Origin of the sequence: Nocardia yamanashiensis NBRC 100130 (assembly GCF_001613325.1) — a bacterium.
Classification (GTDB): domain Bacteria; phylum Actinomycetota; class Actinomycetes; order Mycobacteriales; family Mycobacteriaceae; genus Nocardia; species Nocardia yamanashiensis.
In genome coordinates, this window is sequence record NZ_BDCD01000036.1 from 23,512 (window position 1) to 38,848 (window position 15,337).

At 69.4% G+C, this 15,337-nt stretch carries 16 protein-coding genes; 11 read left to right on the forward strand and 5 right to left on the reverse strand.

Translation table 11 applies throughout. The features are described 5' to 3' along the window. The first annotated feature begins 3 nt into the window (after positions 1-3). From NY1_RS34310 to NY1_RS34345, 8 genes are read left to right on the forward strand one after another with little or no spacing between them, the layout of a single operon-like run. On the forward strand, positions 4-1,101 hold the full coding sequence (locus tag NY1_RS34310) for an MCE family protein (protein WP_084535888.1): 1,098 nt from the start codon (positions 4-6) through the stop codon (positions 1,099-1,101). After that, positions 1,098-2,207 (forward strand): MCE family protein, encoded by a 1,110-nt coding sequence (locus NY1_RS34315; RefSeq protein ID WP_067721324.1) that lies wholly within the window; start codon positions 1,098-1,100, stop codon positions 2,205-2,207. Before NY1_RS34310 ends, NY1_RS34315 begins: the two co-directional genes overlap by 4 nt. Beyond that, a complete protein-coding gene (locus NY1_RS34320) occupies positions 2,204-3,298 on the forward strand; it encodes an MCE family protein (protein WP_169815443.1) in 1,095 nt (364 codons plus the stop codon). Before NY1_RS34315 ends, NY1_RS34320 begins: the two co-directional genes overlap by 4 nt. Continuing rightward, positions 3,295-4,569 carry an MlaD family protein gene (locus tag NY1_RS34325; protein WP_067721325.1) on the forward strand — a complete coding sequence of 425 codons (1,275 nt, stop codon included), beginning with the start codon at positions 3,295-3,297 and terminating at the stop codon, positions 4,567-4,569. Before NY1_RS34320 ends, NY1_RS34325 begins: the two co-directional genes overlap by 4 nt. Before the next feature lie 18 nt (positions 4,570-4,587). Further along, positions 4,588-5,235 (forward strand): Rv1363c family protein, encoded by a 648-nt coding sequence (locus NY1_RS34330; RefSeq protein WP_067721326.1) that lies wholly within the window; start codon positions 4,588-4,590, stop codon positions 5,233-5,235. A 31-nt stretch (positions 5,236-5,266) separates the two neighbouring features. Continuing rightward, positions 5,267-5,965 (forward strand): hypothetical protein, encoded by a 699-nt coding sequence (locus NY1_RS34335; RefSeq protein ID WP_067721327.1) that lies wholly within the window; start codon positions 5,267-5,269, stop codon positions 5,963-5,965. A gap of 32 nt (positions 5,966-5,997) precedes the next feature. Beyond that, complete coding sequence (locus NY1_RS34340) at positions 5,998-7,437, forward strand: carotenoid oxygenase family protein (protein ID WP_067721328.1); 1,440 nt, start codon at positions 5,998-6,000, stop codon at positions 7,435-7,437. A 48-nt stretch (positions 7,438-7,485) separates the two neighbouring features. Further along, positions 7,486-8,139, forward strand: a complete 654-nt coding sequence (locus NY1_RS34345) for a PAS and ANTAR domain-containing protein (protein WP_067721329.1) — start codon at positions 7,486-7,488, stop codon at positions 8,137-8,139. A gap of 25 nt (positions 8,140-8,164) precedes the next feature. Here the strand turns inward: NY1_RS34345 and NY1_RS34350 are convergent, their stop codons facing one another. The 3 genes from NY1_RS34350 to NY1_RS34360 all read right to left on the reverse strand — a co-directional run bounded on the left by NY1_RS34350 (position 8,165) and on the right by NY1_RS34360 (position 10,475). Further along, on the reverse strand, positions 8,165-8,962 hold the full coding sequence (locus tag NY1_RS34350; protein WP_067721330.1) for a ThuA domain-containing protein: 798 nt from the start codon (positions 8,960-8,962) through the stop codon (positions 8,165-8,167). Beyond that, on the reverse strand, positions 8,934-9,701 hold the full coding sequence (locus NY1_RS34355) for an SDR family NAD(P)-dependent oxidoreductase (RefSeq protein WP_067721331.1): 768 nt from the start codon (positions 9,699-9,701) through the stop codon (positions 8,934-8,936). Before NY1_RS34355 ends, NY1_RS34350 begins: the two co-directional genes overlap by 29 nt. Before the next feature lie 147 nt (positions 9,702-9,848). After that, positions 9,849-10,475 (reverse strand): TetR/AcrR family transcriptional regulator, encoded by a 627-nt coding sequence (locus NY1_RS34360; protein WP_067721332.1) that lies wholly within the window; start codon positions 10,473-10,475, stop codon positions 9,849-9,851. An 83-nt stretch (positions 10,476-10,558) separates the two neighbouring features. Between NY1_RS34360 and NY1_RS34365 the strand changes: the two genes are divergently transcribed. After that, positions 10,559-10,900 carry a nitroreductase family deazaflavin-dependent oxidoreductase gene (locus tag NY1_RS34365; protein WP_218028525.1) on the forward strand — a complete coding sequence of 114 codons (342 nt, stop codon included), beginning with the start codon at positions 10,559-10,561 and terminating at the stop codon, positions 10,898-10,900. A 75-nt stretch (positions 10,901-10,975) separates the two neighbouring features. On the opposite strand, the gene NY1_RS34370 is transcribed toward NY1_RS34365, so the two are convergent. Further along, positions 10,976-11,605 carry a hypothetical protein gene (locus NY1_RS34370; RefSeq protein WP_067721334.1) on the reverse strand — a complete coding sequence of 210 codons (630 nt, stop codon included), beginning with the start codon at positions 11,603-11,605 and terminating at the stop codon, positions 10,976-10,978. A 91-nt stretch (positions 11,606-11,696) separates the two neighbouring features. Beyond that, entirely contained in the window at positions 11,697-13,160 is a 1,464-nt protein-coding gene (locus NY1_RS34375; protein ID WP_067721335.1) for a dihydroorotase, read from the reverse strand. Positions 13,161-13,303: 143 nt separating this feature from the next. Between NY1_RS34375 and NY1_RS34380 the strand changes: the two genes are divergently transcribed. Together NY1_RS34380 and NY1_RS34385 are read left to right on the forward strand one after the other, a co-directional pair. Then, on the forward strand, positions 13,304-14,491 hold the full coding sequence (locus NY1_RS34380) for a CaiB/BaiF CoA transferase family protein (protein WP_067721336.1): 1,188 nt from the start codon (positions 13,304-13,306) through the stop codon (positions 14,489-14,491). Continuing rightward, positions 14,488-15,309: a cyclase family protein gene (locus tag NY1_RS34385; RefSeq protein WP_067721337.1), complete on the forward strand. Its 822-nt coding sequence runs from the start codon at positions 14,488-14,490 to the stop codon at positions 15,307-15,309. The genes NY1_RS34380 and NY1_RS34385 overlap by 4 nt, the downstream gene beginning before the upstream one ends. Positions 15,310-15,337: the final 28 nt, after the last annotated feature.

A 15,337-nucleotide genomic window follows, 5' to 3' on the forward strand; every position in this document is an offset into this window, starting at 1 on the left:
CCCATGGCAACAAAACTGCGAACCGCACGCGACCGGATCCGAACGTTCCAGCGGGGCACACGGATTCCCGTGCTGCGCGGGCGCGCCCTGGAGTCCTTCGACACCGCCTGGCTCGGCGGGCTGGCGCTGCTGGCCCTGGTGGTCGCGGTGGCCGCCACCACGCTGGTGACCACCCTGCACGTCGGGCAGGTCGAATACAGCGCGGAATTCGGGCAGGCGGCCGGGATCCGCTCCGGCGATCAGGTGACGGTGGCCGGGGTGCCGGTCGGCACGGTCAGCGGCACCGAACTGGCCGGGGATCGGGTGCTGGTGCGCATGAAGGTACGCGGCGAGGTGCGCTTGGGTGCGGACAGCCGGGCCGCGATCAAACTCACCTCGGTGCTGGGCGCCCGGCAGGTCACGCTGCAACCGGCCGGTACCGGCGAGCTCGCCGATCGGCGAATCCGGTTGGCGCGCACCAGCGTTCCCTACGACCTGCAGAAGCTGCTGCAGGATTCGACCAATACCTTCGAGCAGGTCGACGCCGACCGGTTCGCGCAATCCATGCGGGCGTTGTCGGCGCAGTTGCGCGAGACGCCGGCCGTGCTGCCCGAGGCGCTGGCCAATGTGCAGCACCTGTCGGCCATGATCGCCGACCGGCGCGATCAGATCGGTTCGCTGCTGCGCAATACCGCGCGCGTCACCGGCGTCCTCACCGACCAGCAGGCCGATCTGGCCGCCCTGGTGGGCCAGGGCAATGCGCTGGTGCGCGAGGTCGTGAGCCGCCGCGACGGCGTCACCCGGCTACTGGACGCGGCCACCGCCCTGGTCAGCACCGCCCGCGACGTCTCGGTCGGCAATCGCGGCGATATCGACAAGCTGCTCACCGATATTCGCGCCATGACCGCCATGATCGGCGATCACGACGCGTTGCTGCGCAATATGTTCCAGGCGCTGCCGCTCGCCATCCGCAATATCGCCAATGCCACCGGCTCCGGCCCGTACCTGGACTTCCTGCTCCCCGGCGGACTCATGATCGACTCCTGGATGTGCGCGATCAGCGCCAATGCCGAGCAGTCCGACTGGCCCGAGCATTTCCAATACTTCAAGGACTGCCGATGAGACCTCGCCTGCCGCGCATCGCCGCGCTGCTCGCCCTGGCCCTGGCCGTGTGCGCGGCCGGTTACGCCCTGCTGCCCGCGCGGTCCGGCGGCGGGCAGCGCACCATCGTCGCCCAATTCGACAATGCCATCGGGCTGTATCGCGGCAATGCCGTGGCCGTGCTCGGCATGCCCGTCGGCACCGTCGAACAGATCACCACCAAGGGCGATTACGTCGAAGTGGTGCTGAAAGTCGATGCGGGAGTGCAGATTCCCGACTCGGTGCAGGCCGTGACCGTCGGCACCTCCATCCTGACCGAACGCCACGTCGAACTCACCCCGGCCTACACCGGCGGCCCGACCCTGGGCGACGGCGCGGTGCTCGGGCTGCGGCGCACCCGCACCCCGATCGAATTCGACCGGGTGCTGCAAATGGTGGAGAAGCTGGGCGGTTCGCTGGGCGGCGACGGAAAGGGCGGCGGCCCGGTGGCCGATATTCTCGACTCGACCGCCACCCTGGCCGCGGGCAGCGGGCCGCAATTGCGCACCGCGCTCAGCGGGCTGGCCGACGCGCTGCGCACCGGCGCGGACGGCGGGCAGGCCACCGCGGAATCGCTGACCGCCATCGTCACCAATATGAGCGCACTGGTCGATGCCGCCGCCCGCAATCAGCAGGTGCTGGGCGACTTCGGTTCCGGCGTCCGGCAATTGAGCGATGTGCTGGCCGAGGAACAGCTCGGGCAGGGCAGCACCGGACGGCAGCTCAACGAGGTGCTGGCCGCGATCACCGCCCTGTTCACCGACCATCGCGACGAACTGCGCGCCACCGTGGCCAGCAGCGAAGCCTTCACCCGCGCGCTGGTCGACTACCGGCGGGAGCTGGCCGAGGTGTTCGATGTGGCCCCGCTCGCGGTGGACAACGTGCTCGGCGCCATCGACACCCGCAACGGGTACCTGCGGGTGGGCGGGCATTTCGACTCGGTGTTCTTCGACAGCTCCATGACCAAGGAGGTGTGCAACCTGCTGGGCTTGCGTCAGCTCGGCTGTGCCACCGGCACTTTCAGCGATATGGGCCCCGACTTCGGCATCACCTCGGTGCTGGGGGCCATGACCAGGATGAACCGGTGAGCCGCCGGTTCGCCCCGGCCGTGCCGGCGGTGTGCGCGGCGCTGCTGAGCGGTTGCGCGGTCACCGTGGCGGATCTGCCGCTGCCCGCGCCCGGCGTCAGCGGGCCCAGCTACCACCTGACCGCGGTGTTCGGCAATGCGCTCAATCTGCCCGACCGCGCCAAGGTGCGCGTGGCCGGGGCCGATGTCGGCGAGGTGGAGTCCATGACCGCGCGCGACTACACGGCGGTGGTCTCGCTGCGCATCCTCGACAGCGTGCGGCTGCCGGCGGGCACCACGGCCGAATTGCGTTCGGCCACACCGCTGGGCGATATCTTCGTCTCCCTGGTGCCGCCCGCCGGCACCGCCGGCGCGGCGACGCTGCGCGACGGCGACACCATCCCGATCGGATCGACGGTCACCGCTGCCACCGTCGAGGAAGTGCTGTCGGCCACCACCCTGCTGGTCAACGGCGGCGTCATCCGCAATCTGACCCGGGTGCTCAACGGCATGGGCGAGGCCATGAACGACGGCGGCGACCGGCTCACCGCGCTCATCGGCCGCTCCCGGGACTTGTTGTCCACCATGGCCGCCCGCTCCGCGGACCTGCGCGGGGTGCTCACCCGGACGGCGGCGCTGGCCGACGCCCTCGATGCCCGGCGCGATGCCATCGACGAAGTGCTCGCCTCGGCCGCACCGGCGTTGACGGTGATCGCGGAGAACACCGCGCAGATCGTGGACCTGGCCGACCGCATCTCGGCGGTGACCGCGCAGCTGGCGAAATTCCCGGCGCTGCAGGGCACCGACACCCGCGGCATCGTGCACGACATGAACGTGCTCGCCGGCGCGTTCAACGAATCCGCCGTCGATCCCCGGGTCACCATGGCCAATCTGCTGCGGGTGCTGCCGCCGACGCTGAAGTTCTTCAGCGCCAATGCCGCCCACGCCGATGTGGAATTGCGGCAGGTGGTGCTGGGACCGGTCGATGATCCCGCCCACCTGGCCGATCCGGCATTCCGGCTGCCCGAATCCGCGGACTGGGCCAATTTCGCGGGCTCGCTGGCGTTCGTGCTCACCCAGCTGGGCAATCGCGTGTATGGCGGTGGCCGATGAGCAGTCTCGAATCGCCCGCCCGCTGGCTGGTGCGCACCGCCGGGGTGGTGCGCAGTCATCGACTGCTGCTGTCCTCGCTCGCGCAGTTCGTGCTGGTCGCGGTGGCCGGTAGCTACATTCTGTTCGGGGCGCTGCGCACCGACCCGTTCGCGAGCCAGATGACCATCCGGGTGCGGTTGACCGAATCCGGCGGGCTGCTGGCCGGACAGGACGTCACGTTGCGCGGGGTGCCGATCGGCAAGGTCGCCTCGGTCGAGCTCACCGGCACCGGGGTGCTCGCCGTCGCGCGGGTGGACGCCGGTGCGCGAATTCCCCGGGACGGCACCGTGATCCGGGTGTCGGGCCTGTCCCCCGCCGGTGAGCAGTACCTGGAGTTCACGCCGTCGGGCACTGCCGGGCCGCTGCTCGGCGACGGCAGCGAGGTCGCCGAGGACCGCACCTCGACCCCCGCGCCGCTGTGGCGGGTACTCGGCAATATCGACGGCGTGCTGGCCCAGACCGATCCGGCGAAACTGCGGGCCGTCGTGCAGGAGCTCGGCGTCGGGCCGGACGGGCCGGACAAGCTGCGCGATCTGCTGTCGGGTGCGGGCCTGCTCATGTCCACCCTCGACGGGGTGCTGCCGCAGACCATGACCCTGTTGCGCAGCAGCCGGCCGGTGTTCCAGATGATCGGCGCATCGGCGGACGGAATCCGTTCGGCCACCGCGAATCTCACCGCCACGCTGAATGCCGTCGGCGCCCGGGACGGCGGGCTGAATCAGCTGCTGGACCTGGCGCCGGGCGCGTTGCGCACCATGGACGCGATCATCGCCGACAACTCGCCCACCATGGTGGCGCTGCTCGGCAATCTCGCCACCGTGGCCCAGCTGTCGTATGTGCGGGTGCCCGCGCTCACCGAACTGCTGCGCAAGGACCGGGGGTCGGTGCTCGACGCGGCGGCCTCGATCATGCACGACGGGGGCGTGTGGGCGGTCGCCAATTTGTACTTCCGGCATTTCTGCGATTACGAGCATCCGCGCGATGTGCCATTCCAGCCGGACTATCCCGAACCGTATCTCTACACCTATTGCGCCCAGGACGATCCCGGCCAACTGGTGCGCGGGGCCCGCAACGCGCCCCGGCCGCCCGGTGACGACACCGCCGGACCACCGGCCGGATACGACCCGATGCAGCGCACCGATCCGACGCCGATCGGACCGCACACCATCCCCCTGCCCTACGGCGGGCCCACCATGCCGCCCGAATCCGAGCCGACGCGCCGGGGCAATTAGTTTCCGCGAAGGAGTGCCATGCCCGACACCACCGATGTCCTCGAGGTAGCGACCGAAGCCGAGGCCGAGCAGAAAACCGAAGAGCCCCAGCCGGATTCGCCTCCGGAAGCAGCGGAAGAGGCGAAGAGCGCGCCGCGCGAGCGGGGTGCGACGCCGATACGCAGGGTTGCCGGTGTGCTGCGATCCGCCCGCACCCGCCGGGCGCTGCCCATCGTCGCGGTGCTCCTGATCCTCGGATTGGCTTCCACTACCGGCTATTACGGCTGGCACTACCGTCAGGACCGAGCGGTCGACACGGCCGCTGCGGCCGCACTGCAGGCCGCCAACGCCTACGCCGTCACCCTGACCTCGGTCGACACCACGAAGCTGGATGCCGATTTCCAGGCCGTCCTGGACGGCTCCACTGGCGAATTCCGCGACACCTACACCAAATCCAGCGCCCAGCTGCGGCAGCTGCTGATCGACCACAAGGCGACCGGTTCCGGTGTGGTGCTGCAATCGGCGATCAAATCCGCCGCCGCCGACGAGGTCGTGGTGCTGCTGTTCGTCGATCAGACCGTCACGAACACCGAGATGCCCGATCCCCGCATCGACCGCAGCCGCATCGTCATGACCATGCGCCTGGTCGACGGGCACTGGAAGGCCGCCGAGGTCGACATCCCCTGACGGCGCCCCCACCGGATCCGAGAGGTGAAAGATGAACACAACCAAGCCCACCCGCACGCTCACCGCCGTACGCGACGACCTGATCATGCGATCCATGCTTGCCAAGGTCGGCGACGTGCCCGAAGGGGTGCTGCTGCCGGTGCTGCGCGTGGTCGCCGACGATCGCGCCGCCGTGGACGCCGGCTGGACTGCCGTCGCCGCCGGGCGCACCGGCAATCGGCTGCTGGAGGGACCGCGCTGGTCCTGGAAGCGGCGCTACGGGCAGTTCGTGCGCGAACTCGAATGGACCAGTACCGAATTGACCAGGATACTGCCCGCCGAGGAGGTCACCGACCTGGTCGCGGGCGCGGTATCGCTGCGGCTGCGGCGCTGGCTGCGCTATCTGCTGCCGGCGTTCGGCTCGGTCCGCTTGGTGCCGCGACGCCTGTACCCGGCGGTCATGGACGCCGGGGTGAGCGTGGCCACCTTCCTGGTCGGGCCCATCCACCGGGTCGGCGAGGAAGCCGACGGCACCCTCGTCTACGAGATCCCCGAATGCGCCATGCACACCTCGGTGTCCTCACCCCGGGCGCAGGTGAATTCGTGCCTGATGGGCTGTAAAGCCGCCTGCGAGCGCGTGTTCGACGCGCACTCGGCGATGCCGCTGGAGTTCGATCCGCACCTGCCCGGCCTGTCCTGCACGCTGCGGGTGCATCCGGCCGCGTCCCTGCCCGCCACCACGACCGCCTGAGCGGCGGCCCCGTCAAACCTTCAGGAGAGGCCATGTCCGGTCCGGCCGACGCCCCCGCACGCCCACGCGACTACATTCCGCTCTACGACGAATTCGATTATCCGGTCCATGATTTCGACGGTGCGCTGCCGGAGGGCCTGCGCGGCACCATGTATCGCAACGGGCCCGGCAAGATGGAGGCCGGCGGGCAGCCGCTCGGCCATCTCTTCGACGGCGACGGCATGCTGTCCATGTACGCCATCGGGGACGGCGTACTGCACTTCCGCAATCGGTTCGTCCGCACCGAGCACTACCGCAAGTCCCTGACCGCGCACGGCGCGCCCTATCGCGCACTGGGCACCATGCGCCCGGGCGGGCTGCTGACCAACGCGCTGCAATTCCCCGCGAATGTGGCCAATACCGGCGTCACCGTGCACGCGGGCAAGCTGCTCGCGCTGTGGGAAGGCGGGCGGCCCACCGAACTCGACCCCGACACCCTCGACACCCTCGGCGTGCACGACTTCGACGGCGGCCTGAGATGGATCGGCGCGTTCTCGGCACATCCCAAGTGGGACAACCGCACCGGTGATATGTACAACTTCGGCCTGGCCATGTTCCCGCGCCCCGGCCTGGCCTGCTATCGCGTGGACCGCACCGGGCGGCTGCACGAACTGGGCCGGCTGGATCTGCCGACGCCCATGTTCAATCACGATATGGGCCTGACCGACCGGCATCTGGTGTTCGTCATCCCGCCGCTGGTGTTCCCGCTGCGCAAGTTCCTGGGCGCGGGCCTGGCCTTGCGCAATTTCATCGAGGCCATCGACTACGACGCCCGGCGCGGCACCATGATCGGCCTCGTGCCCCGTGACGGCGGCAAACCCCGCATCCTGCACACCGACGCGCTCATGCACCTGCACCTGGCCAACACCTACGAGGACGGCAGCGACACCGTCGTCGAACTGCTGAACTACGAAGCCACCTGGGCAGAACTCAACGGCCAGCTCAGTAATGCGCAATCCGGCCTCACCGGCGCCAAACCTTACGGCGGGAAACTCATGCGCGTGCGAATCACCCCCACCGGCCGCGTGATTCACGAACCGGTCTCCGATCTGCAAGGCGACTTCCCCGCTTATCATCCGGCGTACGCGAGCCGCCGCAATCGCTACGTCTACCTGGCGGCCGGCGCCGACGGCACCCCGCACCCGAGCGCGATCGCCAAGATCGACAACGACACCGGCAAGGAATCCCTGCACCGGCTGCCCGAGGACACCGCCGCCCACGAACCCATCTTCGTGCCCCGCCCCGGCCCCGGCGCCGAGGACGACGGCTGGCTGCTCGTACTGACCCAGCCGCGCTCGGGCGACCCCGCCTCCCTGCTCGTCCTCGACGCCCGCGACCTGTCGGCCGAACCGCTCTACCGCGGCCGCCTGCGCCACCACATGCCGCTGACCTTCCACGGCACCTTCACCCCGCGACTGGCGCAACCGGCGTGAAGGCCGGTATCGGACGTCGCTAACCGACGTGCCGGGCATACTCGGGTGATGGAGCTCAACGGACCGGTCAAGGACGCGGTCGAACAGGTGGTCGCCGCGGGTGTGCCCGAACAGGTCGGCAGTCTCCGCTTCTGGTTCGGCGAGCAGCGCTGGGAGTGGTCGGACGAGGTCGCGCGGCTGCACGGGTACGAGCCCGGGGAAGCCGAGCCGACCACGGAGTTGCTGCTGTCGCACAAGCATCCGGAGGACCGTGGACGGGTAGAGGCGGAGTTCGTTGCGTCGGTGCGCGACCACGGGCCGTTCTCGAGCCGGCATCGCATCGTCGACCGCGCCGGCGACGTGCACCACGTGATCGTGGTGTCGCGGCCGATCACCGACGAGTCGGAGCAAGTGATCGGCACCGAGGGGTTCGTGGTGGATGTCTCCGACGTCCTCGCCGACCAGCACCGCCAGGCATTGAACGACACCCTGCCGGTGGTGATCGAACAGCGCGCGGTCATCGAGCAGGCCAAAGGGATGCTGATGCTGGTCTACTCGCTCTCCGAACAGCAGGCGTTCAGGGTCCTGCGCTGGCGTTCACAGGAAACCAATCTCAAATTGCGCGAAATCGCGACGCGCCTGGTCGAACGCGCGCACGAGCTGCCGATGACCGCGCAGTGCCGGAGCCGTTGCGATCATCTGCTGCTCACCTTGCATCTGTAGCGGCTCACCACCGATAACCGCGCTATTACGCGATCGCGGCCCGCACCGCCCAGGACAGACAGCGGCGCAGCACGGTGCGGTACGCGGGCACGCCCCAGCTGCCTCGATCGGGTTCGCCGAGGTCCGGCACACCCAGATCCTGGAGATCGAAGCGGCCCCGGCAGTGGCCGAGGGTGAAATAGCAGACGGCGCCGGGGCCGTGTTCCTTCAGGTAGAGCACCGGGCGCGGTTCGTCGACGGTGGTGTGGCCGTCGGCGAATCCGGTGGACTCACCGACGAATCGGGTGTGCGCGAGCACCCGCAGTGGCGGCCGCAGCTCGCTGATGTAGAGCTCGTCGGTCACCTCGAACGGTCCGATGCCTCGCACCAGCGGATGCTCCGGTTCGGTCGGGGTCACCGTGTACGGGGCGATCGGGGGGTGACCCAGGAACCGGCTGCCCAGCAGTTCGGTGACCTCGTCCGGGATCGGCGGCGTGCTGAAAAGGGTTGCGGCCGTTGGCGGATTGCGCACGACGGCGGCATTGGTGCCGTGCAGTGCGAGCCACCGGCCGCCGCGGGACAGGAACCTCGCCAGGGCCGCGCTCTGTGCCGCATCGGGCACCCGGTTGCAGGTATAGGTGATCAGAACGTCCGCGGCGTCGAGCGCGTCGGTCCGGGCGTAGTCCTCGAACACCCGGGTGCGCACCCGCTCGAAGGCCGCCAGTTCCGCGAGCAGACACCGTCGCGCGTAATCGAAGTCGTGCCACTGGCCGCCGCAGATCAGCACCGCCTCGATGCGGCGGGCGCCGTCCGGCTCAGAACTCGAAGCGATCGGTGAAGCCACCGTCGATCACCAGGTTCGTGCCGGTGACCTGCCCGGCCGCCGGCGAGGCCAGGAACACCACGGCATTGGCCACATCCTCGGCGGAGGCCAGTTTGCCCAGCCCGGTGGCGGCGACCGCGCCCTGATAGAGCTCGGGCATACCGTGCTTGATCTGCTCCCACACGCCCCCTTCGAAATACACCGGGCCGGGCGAGACCGAGTTCACCCGGATCCCCTGGGGCGCAAGCTCCTTCGCCTTCGCGGCGGCATGCTGCAACATGGCCGCCTTGAACGCGCCGAAGCTGTTGGCGGTGGGCAGGATGCCGGCCTCCAGTGCCGAAGTGGAGGCGATGGCGACGACCGCGCCGGCCCGGCCGGCCGTCAGGTACGGGGTGGCCGCCTCGATCAGGGTCACCAGGCTCATCAGATCGGTGGCGAAGTTGTGCTCCCACGACTTGTCGTCGGCGCCGACCGATGCCGAGGCATTGGCCACCACGATATCGAGACCGCCGAGGGCTTCGGCGGTCTCGTGCACGAACGCGGTGAGCTCCGCGCGGTCCGCGACGTCCAGAACCCGGTGGTACACCGAGCCTCTGGCCTGCGCGGACAGCTTCTCGGCGGTCTCGGTGAGCTGCCGCGCGCCGCGGGCGCAGAGGCTCACCGAGGCGCCTTCGGCCAGCAGGGTACGGGCGATGGCGAGGCCGATGCCGCGGCTGCCTCCGGTGATGAGGGCGCGCTTGCCCTCGAGATCGAGATCCATGAACGCTCCTTGCCGCCGGGCGCGGAATCGACACACCGCCCGTATTAGCTAGCTGGACAATTAATTTCTAACAACAGTCCGTGCCCGGGTCAAGATGCGATGCCATGGATCGGCGAAAAAGGCTGGGATGCAGGATGATCGGCGAACCTATCGCCCCGACTCGAGCAACAGCGTCTCGAACAGTTCGGTCAGCCGGTCCATGGCGATCGGGTCGGTCGCCGCGGCGGCATGGGCGAAGCCGTCCACCACCGCACTCACCAGGCGCGCCACTTCCCTCGGGTCGAGGTCCGCCGGGATCAATCCGGCCGACTGTCCCAGCCGCACCGCATCCGACAGCCCTTCGGTCATGCGCTCGCTCACCGCCGAGAACGGTTCGGACAGTTCGGGATAGCGTCGCGCGTCGATCGGCGCCGTGGCGACGAAGCCCGCCAGCTCCGGATACTGGTGATTGATCCGCATGGACGATTCCAGCAGCGCCCGCAGCAATCCCCGCACCGACAGCGGCTCGGTCAGATGCTGATGCGTGTTGTCGATGATTCGCCCGTACACGTCCGTGCACACGGTTTCGAACAACTGCCGCTTGGTCCCGAAGTGATAGAACACCGCACCCGCGGTCACCCCGGCCTCGGCGGCGATCTGGCTGTTGGTCGCCGGACCGTAGCCGTAGCGGGCGAAACACTGGATGGCGGCCTCGATCACCCGGGCCCGGGTGTCGGTGCTATCGGTACCGGCCGGACGGCCGGGACCGCTCCGAGCCTGTTTGCTCTGCGTCATCCGGCCATTATCGCCGATATCACGCCGCGATCCGATTCGAGCGCCGCCCACCGGGTCCGCTGCGGCCGGGTTACCGTGAGTCCATGCGAAGGCGATTCATGCGCATGCTGGCGGGATTCAACCGGCGCCTGACCAATCCGGTGTTCCGCACGGTGGCGCCACGGATCCCGGGGCACGCGGATCTCGTTCATATCGGCCGGCGTTCGGGCCGGTCCTACCGGACGCCGGTCGGCACCACCTGGCGCGGCGACGAACTGCTGATCGCGGTCAACTACGGGCGACACAGCGACTGGGTTCGCAATGTGCTCGCGGCCGGCGAATTCGAGCTCGAGCAGCGCGCGCGGACCGTGCGCCTGCGACAGCCGCATCTGGTCACCATCGCGGGCCGCGATTTCCTCTCTGCCACAACCGCTCTCGTGCCCTGACCGCGATCGGCGTTGCACAGACGCGCCGGGAGATACCGCCGTCCAGCACGTCTTGGCACCGCGCAGGTCGGGATTTCATGGCAGGCGTTCCCCGGTGCGAGCGACGCCGACCTCGCTACGCCTGGCTGCCGCCACGACAGCCGCCAGGAGGACCGCTTCCCCGGCATTGCCGAGTGGGGGCAGGGCGGCGGCGGCCGCGGTGCCGATGAGCAGGACGGCCGCGAGGGCGAGCCACGGCCAGTTGGCGCTGCGCCACAGGCGGATTCCCGCGATCAATACCAGCAGGCTGACGACAAGGGCGGGTATGGGTGGACCGGCGTGGGCGGTGGCTGTGTAGCGGAGGGTGTCGGCGAAAGCGCGGGGTTCCAGGTGCAGGCCGGGCAGGTCGGCCAGGACGCCCCAAGCGAGCAGTGCGAGGGTGAGCAGTCGGGCGCGGGCGCGCGGCCAGCCGAGCAGGTTGGCGGTGACCCACATCGCGAGCAGTGGCGTCAGTACGGCGTGGCCGATGAAGCGGAAGGTGCTCAGGGTGTGGAGTGGCTCGCCAGCGCCGAGGAGGGTGCCGAGGCCGAATACGAGTGAGTCGTAGGCCAATCCGAGCCCGACCAGGGCCAGGGGTATCGAGTGCGCGGGTCGGTCGCCGCGCGGGATGCGGGCCACGCATCCGAGTTCGAAGATGCCGGTCAATATCAGGGCGAGGGAAACCACTGGACCAGCCTTTCAGGATGTGCCGCGACGGCAGCGCGGCACCAGCGATCGCAGCGCGGGCGGGGGGCGATCGCGGGCCGTTCGTAGAAGTTCAGGCCGGGTCGCGCCGCAGGTACCGGCCGCGGGGATCGCCCTGCACCCGGCCGTCGCCGAAGACGCGGTGGCCGCGCAGGAAGACGTCGGTGACGCGGGCGGTCATCTCGAAGCCTTCGAACGGCGTGTATTCCTGGGCGGATTCGGAATCGGCGGCGCGCACGGTCCAGCGCGCGTCCGGGTCGACCAGCACGATGTCGGCGTCGAAGCCGGCCGCGACGGTGCCCTTGCCGCGTAGACCGTAGCGGCGGGCGGGGTTCCATGCGGTCAGGGCGGCCACGCGCGAGAGCGGCAGTCCGCGCTTGCGCCCCTCCCCCACCAGGCCGGGCAGCAGGTACTCGGCGCCGCCGAAGCCGGATTTGGCGGCGAACACGTCGTCGCGGTCGGGGCCGAACTTCTGTTCGTCGCGGCAGCAGGCGTGATCGCTGACCACCCAGTCGATCTCGCCCGCGAGCAGGTGCCGCCACAGGGCCTCCACGTCCGGGCGTTCGCGCAGCGGCGGGTTCACCTTGCCGCCGATTCCGTGCGCGGTGTCCACATCGGCCAGCAGATGGCCGATGGTGACCTCGCGGCGGAAGTCGACCTGTGGGAAGGCCTTCGCCATGGTGAGTGCCGCGGCGACCGCTTTGGCCGAGGACAGGTGCAGCAGGTTGATGTTCGCCAGACCGGTCTCGTGCGCGAGATAAGACGCCATGGTGATGGCCAGGCCCTCCGAATGCGGTGGGCGCGAGGCGCTGTAGGCGCGCAAGCCGGTCAGGGTGGGATCCTGTTCCACCAATGCGGTGTAGGCGGCCATGATCTCGGCGGTCTCGCAGTGCAGCGACAGCGACAGGCCGGGGCCGAAACGCTTGCGGGCGTGCTGGATTCCGCGCATGACGAATTCGAAGTGGGCCAGGTCGTAGCGTTCGGTGGCCGGGATCATCAGGAAGTCGGCCTGATCGGCGGAGCGGCCGTGCAGGCCGTGACCGCCGTAGAACATGAAGATCTTGAACGAGGTGACGCCGAATTCTTCTACGAGTGACGGGATTTCGGCGATGTGCTCGGCGGTCATCGGGGCCAGGTGCAGGGCGTGGTCGACGAAGGCGCGTCCGGCCATGCGGTCGAGCACCTCCGGCACGAAGTCGCGGTACGCGCCGCCCCGATTCAGGTAGTAGCGGCCGGTGCGCATATACGTGAGGGCGGTGGTGACCCCGCCTTGCGCGCAGGCCCGGCTCTCACTGTCGGTGTCGGCGGCCAGATCCTGGTAGATGCCCCAGTGCTGGTGGGCGTCGATCACGCCGGGGAAGGCGAGCAGGCCGTCCGCGTCGAGCACCCGGTCCGCCCGCGCCACCGGCAGATTCGGTCCGACCGCGGTGACGACGCCGCCGGAGACGGCGATGTCGACGGCGGCCGGGTCGTCGGTGGACGGATCATCGGGACGCACCACGCGCGCGTTCTTGATCAGCAGGTCTGCGTCCGCCACGGTCGCGCTCCAGTTTCTCTGTGGGAAACATCTTTTCCGACTCGGCGATCATCGCAGTATGGTGTGCTGATAGTCAACGCCGCGAACCCATTCGAGTGTTTCGCATAGGGAAACTTGGTGCGGCAGAGCAAGGAGGGTGGCCGATGGAGGGCCCACTGTCGGGACTACGGGTGCTGGATACGGCGACACTGTTCGCCGGACCGCTGGCGGCCACGCTGCTCGGGGATTTCGGGGCGGAGGTGGTGAAGATCGAGCACCCGCGCGGTGACCCGGTCCGCAGTCACGGCGCCCAGCGGGACGGCGTCGGTCTCTGGTGGAAGATGCTGGGGCGCAACAAGAAATCGGTGACGCTGTATCTCGGGTCGGCCGAGGGCCAGGAGTTGTTCCGGCGGCTGGCCGCCGACGCCGATGTGGTGATCGAGAACTTCCGGCCCGGCACCCTCGAACGCTGGGGGCTCGGGTATCCGCAGCTGCGGGACATCAATCCGGGCCTGGTGCTGGCCCGGGTCACCGGATTCGGTCAGATCGGGCCGTACGCGCGCCGACCGGGATTCGGTACTCTCGCCGAGGCGATGAGCGGTTTCGCCGCGCTCACCGGCGAGCCGGACGGGCCGCCCACCCTGCCGCCGTTCGGTCTCGCCGACGGGATCGCCGCGCTGGCAACGGCTTTCGCGGTCATGACCGCCTTACGCGCCCGCGCGGAGACCGGGCACGGGCAGCAGATCGACCTGGCCATCATCGAACCCATCCTGACCCTGCTGGGACCGCAGCTCATCGCCTACGACCAGCTGGGCGAACTACAACCCCGGATGGGAAACCGGTCCTCCAACAACGCTCCCCGCAATATCTACCGCACCGCCGACGGCGGCTGGGTGGCGGTCTCCACCAGTGCGCAGTCGGTGGCGGAGCGGGTGGTGCGCCTGGTCGGGCGGCCCGATCTGATCGATCAGCCCTGGTTCGGTTCGGGAGCCGAACGCGCCACGCACGCGGACGAACTCGATGCGGCGGTCGGGGCGTGGATCGCCGAGCGTGACACCGGTGCGGTGCTCTCGGCCTTCGAGAAGGCCGAAGCCGCCGTCGCACCCGTGTACACCGCCGCGGACGTGCTGGCCGATCCGCACTTCCAGGCGCTGGGCACCATCGCCGAAGTGCCCGACGCGGAGCTGGGCCTGATCCGTATGCAGAACATCCTGTTCCGGCTCTCCGACACACCCGGTGCGATCCGCTGGGCGGGGCCTCCGCTGGGCGCGCACACCGCACAGGTCCTCGCCGGCTACGGGGTGGACGCGGCCCGGCTGGCCGAACTGCGCACCGCCGGGGTGGTCCGATGAGCCGCCGACTCGATCCACTGGTCGCGCTCGTCCGGGACGGGATACGGCTGATCGAGCTCGGGCAGCCGTTCTTCACCGGCATGCCCTGCTCCCCCAACCACCCGGGCTTCCGGATGACCTTGGCTCGCAGGCACGGCGACCTGGTGCGCGCCGACGGCGGCTCGGCCGCCAACGAGATCATCGTGACCGGCGGTCACGTGGGCACCCATATCGACGCCCTGAGCCACGTCAGCCACGACGGGCTGCTGCACGGCGGTATCGACGCGGCGGCGGCGCAGCGCGGCGGCCGGTTCACCAGCCACGGCGCCGAACATCTCCCCGGGTTCCTGCGGCGCGGCATCCTGCTCGATATCGCGCGTCTGCACGACACCGAAACCCTGCCCGGCGGTTACGAAGTGACGGTGGCGGACCTCGAGGCCGCCGCCACCGCCGCGGGCGTCGCACCGGAACCCGGCGACGTCGTACTGATCCGCACCGGGTGGGCGCGCCTGTTCGATGATCCAGCGGCCTACGTCGGAGCCGCCGGTGGGGTACCGGGCGTCGGGGTCGAGGCGGCGCGCTGGCTCGCGGCACGCGGCATCGTCGCCACGGGCGCGGACACCACCGCCTACGAACGCATCCCACCCGGCGCGGGTCACAGCGTGCTGCCCGTGCACCGGGCACTGCTGGTGGATGCGGGCATCTACATCCTCGAACACCTTGCGCTGGAAGACCTTTCCTCCCTGGGGATTTCCGAATTCGTGTTCGTGCTCGCTCCCCTGCGCATCGTCGGCGGCACCGGCTCGCCGGTACGCCCGCTCGCGGCGGTGACCCGATGAACCACCGCCCCTGCTTCATCGCACAACA

Excerpts from the sequence above, each read along its gene's own strand:
- NY1_RS34310 (WP_084535888.1), top strand. The coding sequence starts at position 4 with ATGGCAACAAAACTGCGAACCGCACGCGACCGGATCCGAACGTTCCAG.
- NY1_RS34315 (WP_067721324.1), top strand. The coding sequence starts at position 1,098 with ATGAGACCTCGCCTGCCGCGCATCGCCGCGCTGCTCGCCCTGGCCCTG.
- NY1_RS34325 (WP_067721325.1), top strand. The coding sequence starts at position 3,295 with ATGAGCAGTCTCGAATCGCCCGCCCGCTGGCTGGTGCGCACCGCCGGG.
- NY1_RS34330 (WP_067721326.1), top strand. The coding sequence starts at position 4,588 with ATGCCCGACACCACCGATGTCCTCGAGGTAGCGACCGAAGCCGAGGCC.
- NY1_RS34335 (WP_067721327.1), top strand. The coding sequence starts at position 5,267 with ATGAACACAACCAAGCCCACCCGCACGCTCACCGCCGTACGCGACGAC.
- NY1_RS34340 (WP_067721328.1), top strand. The coding sequence starts at position 5,998 with ATGTCCGGTCCGGCCGACGCCCCCGCACGCCCACGCGACTACATTCCG.
- NY1_RS34345 (WP_067721329.1), top strand. The coding sequence starts at position 7,486 with ATGGAGCTCAACGGACCGGTCAAGGACGCGGTCGAACAGGTGGTCGCC.
- NY1_RS34355 (WP_067721331.1), bottom strand. The coding sequence starts at position 9,701 with ATGGATCTCGATCTCGAGGGCAAGCGCGCCCTCATCACCGGAGGCAGC.
- NY1_RS34360 (WP_067721332.1), bottom strand. The coding sequence starts at position 10,475 with ATGACGCAGAGCAAACAGGCTCGGAGCGGTCCCGGCCGTCCGGCCGGT.
- NY1_RS34365 (WP_218028525.1), top strand. The coding sequence starts at position 10,559 with ATGCGAAGGCGATTCATGCGCATGCTGGCGGGATTCAACCGGCGCCTG.
- NY1_RS34380 (WP_067721336.1), top strand. The coding sequence starts at position 13,304 with ATGGAGGGCCCACTGTCGGGACTACGGGTGCTGGATACGGCGACACTG.
- NY1_RS34385 (WP_067721337.1), top strand. The coding sequence starts at position 14,488 with ATGAGCCGCCGACTCGATCCACTGGTCGCGCTCGTCCGGGACGGGATA.